This is a genomic window from Pseudoflavonifractor intestinihominis (genome assembly GCF_040096055.1).
Taxonomy (GTDB): Bacteria; Bacillota; Clostridia; order Oscillospirales; family Oscillospiraceae; genus Pseudoflavonifractor; species Pseudoflavonifractor intestinihominis.
Genome location: NZ_JBBMFK010000001.1, coordinates 275,245 through 281,837, shown reverse-complemented (window position 1 = coordinate 281,837; position 6,593 = coordinate 275,245). Strand labels below are relative to the sequence as shown.

Below are 6,593 nucleotides of genomic sequence, written 5' to 3'. Positions count from 1 at the left end.
TCAGTTTAGCAAATCCTTCGGTTAACGCACAGACTATATTTTCATTCTCAGCTGTGATGGCATTTCATGAGGCGTTGTCTGGTCAAGGCCGACAACGGTATACTCCGGGAGACCGTCGCAGGTCTCTTTGTCATAGCTGAGACCGCTGAGCAGCGTCAGAAGTTCCCGCGCCGGATTCCCACTCAGTTGATAGGTGTCTCCGCTCAGGTCTATGCTGCATGTAACTGTGAGTGTGGGGGTGCATACGCCTTCCCCGATGCCGCCCGTCTCGGGCTCGGGCGTGCTCTGTCGGATGGCGGAGTCTTCCGCCGTCTCCAGGGGCTGGGTCTCTCCGCAAATCCATCTGTTTTCGCTTTCCTTTCCAACATCTGCACCTTCTTCAGCGCACCCGCCCACAGACAGGGCAATCGCCAGCGCAAAGCACAGGATTACGAATTTTTTCATTGAGCCTGCCTCCCATTTTTTATCATTTTAGACGTAAAAAACATGGGAATGTTCCAACCTTCAATATGCCATACAGCACAAAAGAGCCGTGCGCACCTTCCAGTGCACACGGCTCTTTTCGTCTTTTCCTTACTCGATGGCCCCGAAGTCCTCAAAGGGCAGCACCACAAAGATCGCCCGGCCGATGACATACCGCTCGTCAATGACTCCCAGCCGCACGTCCCGGCTGTCGTTGGAGTGGTTGCGGTTGTCGCCCATGACAAAGATACACCCCTCTGGCACGGTCACCGATGTGATGCTCATATTGGGGTCGCTGGGCTGGCGCATGGGCTCGCCCAGGTAGCTGTCGTCCACCTTCTCCCCGTCCACGTAGACGCAGGAGGCGGCGTAGTCGATCTCCACGGTCTGGCCCTCGGTGGCGATGACACGCTTCACAATGGGTCCTTCGGCGATCTCAGAGGGCTTGGTGAGCACCACCACGTCCCCCTGCCTGGGGGTGTAGCCCAGCTCCTGGATGACCATCATGTCCTTGTCGTACAGGGTAGGCTCCATGGAGTGGCCCGACACATAGATGAACCGGCCCACAAAGGTAAAGATGAGGATGATGCACACCAGCGCCATGACCAGGGCCTGGAGCCAGTCGTACAGCGCCTGGGGCAGGGCAGGGCCCTGCTCCTCCTCTGTCTCAGGTTGCTTTTCTTCCGCCATTGGTTATGCCTCCTAATGGATTGTTTTCAGGTGCCCCAGCGGCAGCAGCACCGCCTTGGCCTCCCCCAGCACACAGCGCAGGTCCACCGTGCCCAGATCGGGATGGCGGCTGTCCGAGGAGTGGTTCCGGTTGTCCCCCATGACAAAGATCTCCCCTTCGGGCACTGTCACGGTCTCCACCGGGTCGGAGAAGTAGGGCTGGGCCATGACCTCCACCACATAGGGCTCCTCCAGCTGCACCCCGTCCACGCTGACGCTGTTTTCCGTATAGTCGATGACAACGGTCTGCCCCTCGGTGGCGATGACCCGCTTCACAATGGGCTCGGCGAGGAAGGATTCCTGGGTCAGCACCACGATATCCCCCTGCTCCACACCGGCCGAACCGCTGCGCAGCAGCAGCATGTCCCCGTTGCGGAGGGTGGGCTCCATGGAACTGCCTGACACGGTGACCACCCGCCCCACATAGGCGAAGCACAGCACCACTGCCACGGAGATGAGCACAAAGGCCTGGAGCCAGAGGTAGAGATCCCCCTTGACGGCGTCGATCCCCTTCAGGCTCAGAATTTCGGGTTTCAGCTCACGCTTTCCCCGGGCCATGCCCTCATCTCCCATTCCATAGATATATTATTATACCGCGCCCGCCCCCGCATTGCAAGAAACAGCCTGCCGAAAAACCAATTCCGGCAGGCTGTGGTCTGTTTCTTTTCCGGCCTCTCACTGTCCGCCGGAGAGGGTGAGCACCTTCACGTCCTCCGCGCCCCTGAGGCACTCCGCCTCCCGGCCGTGGCAGGTGAAGAGCAGGATCTGCCGCTCCTCCCCCAGCTCCTGCAGCAGGTCCAGGGCCAGGGCCATACGGCTGTCGTCAAAGGCGTCCAGGGCGTCGTCCAGCACGATGGGCGCCGGGTCCTCGGCGGGCAGGGCCAGGCGGCACACCGCCAGCCGCACCGCCAGATAGACCTGCTCCGCCGTGCCCTGGGACAGCAGCAGGGTCCTCCGGGGCAGGGGGCTGTCCGCCTCCTCGGCGGAGGCCTCCAGCTCCCGGGTCAGGGTGACCTTGCTGTACTTGCCGCCGGTGAGCCGGGAGAGCAGCGCTCCCGCCCTGGCGTTGAGGGCCGGGGAGAACCGGGACCGGAGCTGGCTGTTGGCCTCCGCCAGTCCCTCCAGGGCCAGGTTCAGGGCGGCGTACTCCTCCCGGCGGCGGGACAGCTCCTCGGTCAGCTCCTCCCGCCGGGACTGGAACAGCACCGGGTCTCCCAGGGTGTTCATCTCCCCCTGGGCCATGGCCTGGAGACTGCGCAGCCGGGACAGCTCCCCCTCGGCGGAGGAGAGGGCGGCGGCGGCCTCCTGGGGGTCGAAGTGCTCGGGGAGCGCCCCGTCCGGGTCCCCCTCCACCTCAACAGCCTGGGGCTTGGGCAGGCTGGCGGCCAACTTCTGGGCCCCGGCCAGCCGCACCCGGGCGGTGGACAGCCGTTCCTCCAGGTTCAGCGCCCGGGAGATGGCGGCGGACACGCCGAAAAAGTCCCGCACCGCGGGCTCAAAGGTGTGGACCAGGTCCATCAAATCCCCGGTCAGCTGATCCCGCTGGGCCATGAGCCGGCGGCGGGCCTCCGCCACCGCCTCGGCGTTCCGTCTGGCCTCCTGGGCGGCCACCCACTTCTCCCGGAAGGCGTTGGCCCGGGCCATGATATCGTCGGGATACTCGGCGGCGTATCGGCTGAGCAGCTCCTCGGCCTGGGCGGTCAGGCTGCCCGCCCTGCCCCGGCTCACCGCCAGGGACACCGCCGCGCCGATGACCAGCACCGCCGCCCCGGCGATGGGCAGAATGTACCCGGTCTGGGGCAGCAGGAACCAGCCGGCGGCGGCCAGGGCCGCGCCCACAGCCGCGGAGGCCGCCGCACCGGCCCATCCGGCCCGGGTGACCCGGGCGGCCTGAGCGCGGCACTGGGTGACCTGGGCGCTGTGGCCCGAGGCCTGCTGCCAGGCCTGGTCGGCGGTCATGTCCGGGAAGAGCTGGTCGGCGGTGGCCTCCTGGGCCGCCCGGGCCTTCTCCTCCGCCTCCTGGACCTGGCTCTCGGCCAGCTTCAGGTTGGCGTTCACCGTCTTCAGATAGGCCAGGTCTTCCTGTGCCTTGCGGAGAGTGTCCCTGTCCGGGGGGGCGCCGTGGCGGTTCTGGTCCGCCTCCAGGGAGGCGACCTCCTTCCGGGCCTTCTCCAGCTCGGCGGCGGCCTCATCCCACATGCGCCGCCGCTCCCGGTTCTCCCGGCTCTGCCAGGTGGCCAGGGCGGCCTTCAGGCTGTCCCTCCAGCCGGTCAGCTCCTCCATGTCCCGGCGGGCCTCCTCCGCCTGGCGGGCAGCCTGCTTCTGCCGGGCCAGGGTGTCGTCCAGAAGGGCCCGCTCGCTCTCCAGCCTGGGGATCTGGCCGCTCTTGTTGTACTTTCTCCGCCGGAGCCACTCCTTCAGCGTGTCCTCCACCTGGGAGTAGGACACGTCCTCCTCCCCCGAGGACACCAGGGCGGCGATGCGCCGCTCCAGCTCCCCGTCGGCGGAGATGGCCGCGCCCCCCTGCCCCACAAAGGCGGACTTCTCAAACACGGACCGGGACACCCCCAGGATGGTCTCCCCGCAGTTGGCGGCGGTGAGGCCGGGGACGCTCTCGCCGGTGTCGCTGTACACGGCGGAAAAGGCGCCGAAGGGGGTTGTCCCCTTGGGGCCCCGCCGGATGGTGATCTGTTTTCCCTGCCACTCCAGCTCCAGGGCGCCCTCCATGGCGCTGCCAGACCAGGGCTGGTAGCGGTTCTTCTCGGCGATATAGTCCTGCCGGTCCCGCTCCCGGGTGGGAATGCCGTAGAGCATGGAGCGCAGGAAGGCGCACCAGGTGGACTTTCCGCTCTCGTTGGGGGCCTGGATCAGATTCAGGCCCGGGCCGGGCTCCAGCACGGCGTGGTTGAGGCGGCCGAAGGTGGCCGTCATCCTGATGATTCTCATGGGCAGCAGTCCTCCCCGTTTTCCAGTGCCGCCAGGCCGAAGCGGACGGCTTTTTCCACCAAGGCCCTGTCCTCGTCGGTGTCCGCCTGGGCCAGCCTGGCCTGCATCTGCCGCAGGAACAGCCCGGTGAGGGTGTCCTCCTCGGCCCGGCTCCACAGGTCCCGGCGGACCCGGGTCCGGTCCCGGAGGGTGACGCTGTAGAAGCAGGGCTGGGCCACCGCCTCCAACGCCTCCAGGTCCAGGCCCTCCACGCCGCTCTCCCCGGTGAGGATGATGCGGTAAATGTCGTTCTCCCCGTCCCTGGGCAGGGCGGCGGCCAGGGTCTCCGCCGGGTCCTCTCCGCCGGACAGGTCCACGGTGAGGACCTGATAGCGCCGGCGGCACAAGGGCACGAAGCGGGCGGAGACATTGCCCTTCTCCGCCTCCACCACCAGCACGCCCTTGTCCCCCAGCTCGTCAAAGCCCCGGCCCTCGGTACAGCCGGGGTAGGCCCACCAGGTGTTCCCCTCCTTCTGGAGGCCGGAACAGGCGTGGACGTGGCCCAGGGCCAGGTAGTCCAGGCCGCTCCCGGCGATGTCCGCCCGGTCGATGGCGCCGTACCGCCCCTTGCCGTCCACGTCGCCGTGGAGGACCATCAGATGGAGCTTCCCGTCCTCCGGAGCGCAAAGGCCCTTCAGCGGGGACTGGTCGCAGGTGGGGGCGGTAAAGGCCGCGCCGTGGACGGCGCAGTTCAGCCCGGGCAGTTCCACCGTCTCCACGGTGGAGCGGGAAAAGATGTGTACGTTCTCCGGCCAGGACCCGGCGCTCCAGATGGAGCGCTGGGCGTAAAAGTCGTGGTTGCCCGGGGCGATGAACACAGGGACCTTCATCTCCCCCAGGGCCCGGGCCAGGGCCTGGACGGTCTCATAGCGGGCCAGGCCACTGTCCAGCAGGTCGCCGGACAGCAGCACCAGATCGGCCCGCTCCGCCTCGGCCAGCTCGGCCAGACGGGTGAGGAGCTGCCGCTGCTCCTCCCGCCGCTCCGCCGCCCGCTCGGGGGGAAGAGAGGCAAAGGGCGCGTCCAGATGCATATCAGCGGCATGGATCAGTTTCAGCATGTTTGTCTCCTCCGGCTTTTTCTTCCGGTCAGTCCCGGATGTCCACCCGCTCCACGGACACGCACCGCCTGGTCTCCGTGTCGATGGAGAAGAGCACGCTCTCCAGCTTGCAGTCTCCCCCCGCCGACTCGTACCGCTGGGGCAGGCCCCCCAGGAAGCGGTTGATGGACTGCTGGGGCTTGATGCCCAGTACGGAGCGGACCGGGCCGGTCATGCCCAGGTCGGTGACAAAGCCGGTGCCCTTGGGCAGGATCTGGGCGTCGGCGGTGGGCACGTGGGTGTGGGTGCCCCACACCGCCTGGACCCGGCCGTCCAGATAGTAGCCCATGGCCCCCTTCTCGCTGGTGGCCTCGGCGTGGAAGTCCACCACCGCGATGTCGGCGCCGCCCTCCTTCAGCAGGCGGTCGGCCACGGTGAAGGGGTTGTCGAAGTTGGAGTCCATCTCGCACCGGCCGATCAGGTTCATCACCCCGATGCGAACCCCCCTGGGGCCCTCATACACCCCCCAGCCCCGGCCGGGCACCCGGCTGGTGTAGTTGGCGGGACGGAGAATGTACTGGTTCTCGTCCAGGAAGGGGGCGATCTGGATGCGGTTCCAGGTGTGGTTGCCCAGGGTGATGACGTCGGCTCCGGCATCAAAGATGTCCTGGGCCTGCCGGGGCAGGATGCCCACGCCGGAGGCGTTCTCCCCGTTGACCACGGTGAAGTGGACGTCGTGGAGGCGCTTTACCTGGCGCAGGTGCTTGGAGAGATAGTTCAGGCCGTCGTCGGAGGTGACGTCCCCCACGGCCAGCAGATTGAGTATCATGGCTGTTCCTCCTGCCGGATGACCAGCTCGTCGTAGCCGGTCTCCGGGTCAAATTCTGTGTCAAAGCGGACATCGGGCAGCTCCAGTACCACGATCTCCGCCGTTGTGTTGACGATGCACCCCGCCATCAGGTGGCCCCCCAGGGTGGTGAGGTCCTCCCGGGACAGGGAGATATGCAGATGGGTCCGCCGCTCGGACAGGGTGCCCATCAGGGAGACGATCTCCAGGGGCTCGTCCAGAGTGCGCACGGTGACGCCCGAGGCGTCCCGTATCCGGGCCCTGGTGACGCAGCCCACGCCGGACACCACCGCGGCCGCCGGGATGCGGCGCTCTCTGGCGAATTCCTCCAGCTTTTCCAGCAGGTCGTCCCCCCGCCGGAGCCGGAAACAGTAGGTCTTCATGGCGCAGACCTCCCTTCTCGCCGCCTCTCCGCCGGGGAGAGGTGGGACTTCTATTATATGCGATTTTTCCAGCCAGGGCAATGCGCTTTCTGTCAGGGCGGCGTTTTTCATTTGCCTCCCGGGGCAGGATGGGGTACAATGGTGCGGGAT

7 protein-coding genes are annotated in these 6,593 nt (G+C 66.7%); all 7 read right to left on the bottom strand.

Annotated elements, in window-relative coordinates; translation table 11 throughout:
* Positions 1-33: 33 nt before the first annotated feature.
* Complete coding sequence (locus WMO64_RS01310) at positions 34-444, bottom strand: hypothetical protein (RefSeq protein WP_349230749.1); 411 nt, start codon at positions 442-444, stop codon at positions 34-36.
* A gap of 129 nt (positions 445-573) precedes the next feature.
* Entirely contained in the window at positions 574-1,152 is a 579-nt protein-coding gene (gene lepB / locus WMO64_RS01305; protein WP_349230748.1) for a signal peptidase I, read from the bottom strand.
* Between the two features lie 12 nt (positions 1,153-1,164).
* Positions 1,165-1,749 (bottom strand): signal peptidase I, encoded by a 585-nt coding sequence (lepB, locus tag WMO64_RS01300; RefSeq protein WP_294519740.1) that lies wholly within the window; start codon positions 1,747-1,749, stop codon positions 1,165-1,167.
* 117 nt (positions 1,750-1,866) lie between these two features.
* Positions 1,867-4,137: an ATP-binding protein gene (locus WMO64_RS01295; RefSeq protein ID WP_349230747.1), complete on the bottom strand. Its 2,271-nt coding sequence runs from the start codon at positions 4,135-4,137 to the stop codon at positions 1,867-1,869.
* Positions 4,134-5,234, bottom strand: a complete 1,101-nt coding sequence (locus WMO64_RS01290; protein WP_349230746.1) for a metallophosphoesterase family protein — start codon at positions 5,232-5,234, stop codon at positions 4,134-4,136. The genes WMO64_RS01295 and WMO64_RS01290 overlap by 4 nt, the downstream gene beginning before the upstream one ends.
* A 28-nt stretch (positions 5,235-5,262) precedes the next feature.
* Entirely contained in the window at positions 5,263-6,042 is a 780-nt protein-coding gene (locus tag WMO64_RS01285) for a TIGR00282 family metallophosphoesterase (protein ID WP_294519731.1), read from the bottom strand.
* On the bottom strand, positions 6,039-6,443 hold the full coding sequence (locus tag WMO64_RS01280; protein WP_294519729.1) for a PPC domain-containing DNA-binding protein: 405 nt from the start codon (positions 6,441-6,443) through the stop codon (positions 6,039-6,041). Before WMO64_RS01280 ends, WMO64_RS01285 begins: the two co-directional genes overlap by 4 nt.
* Positions 6,444-6,593: the final 150 nt, after the last annotated feature.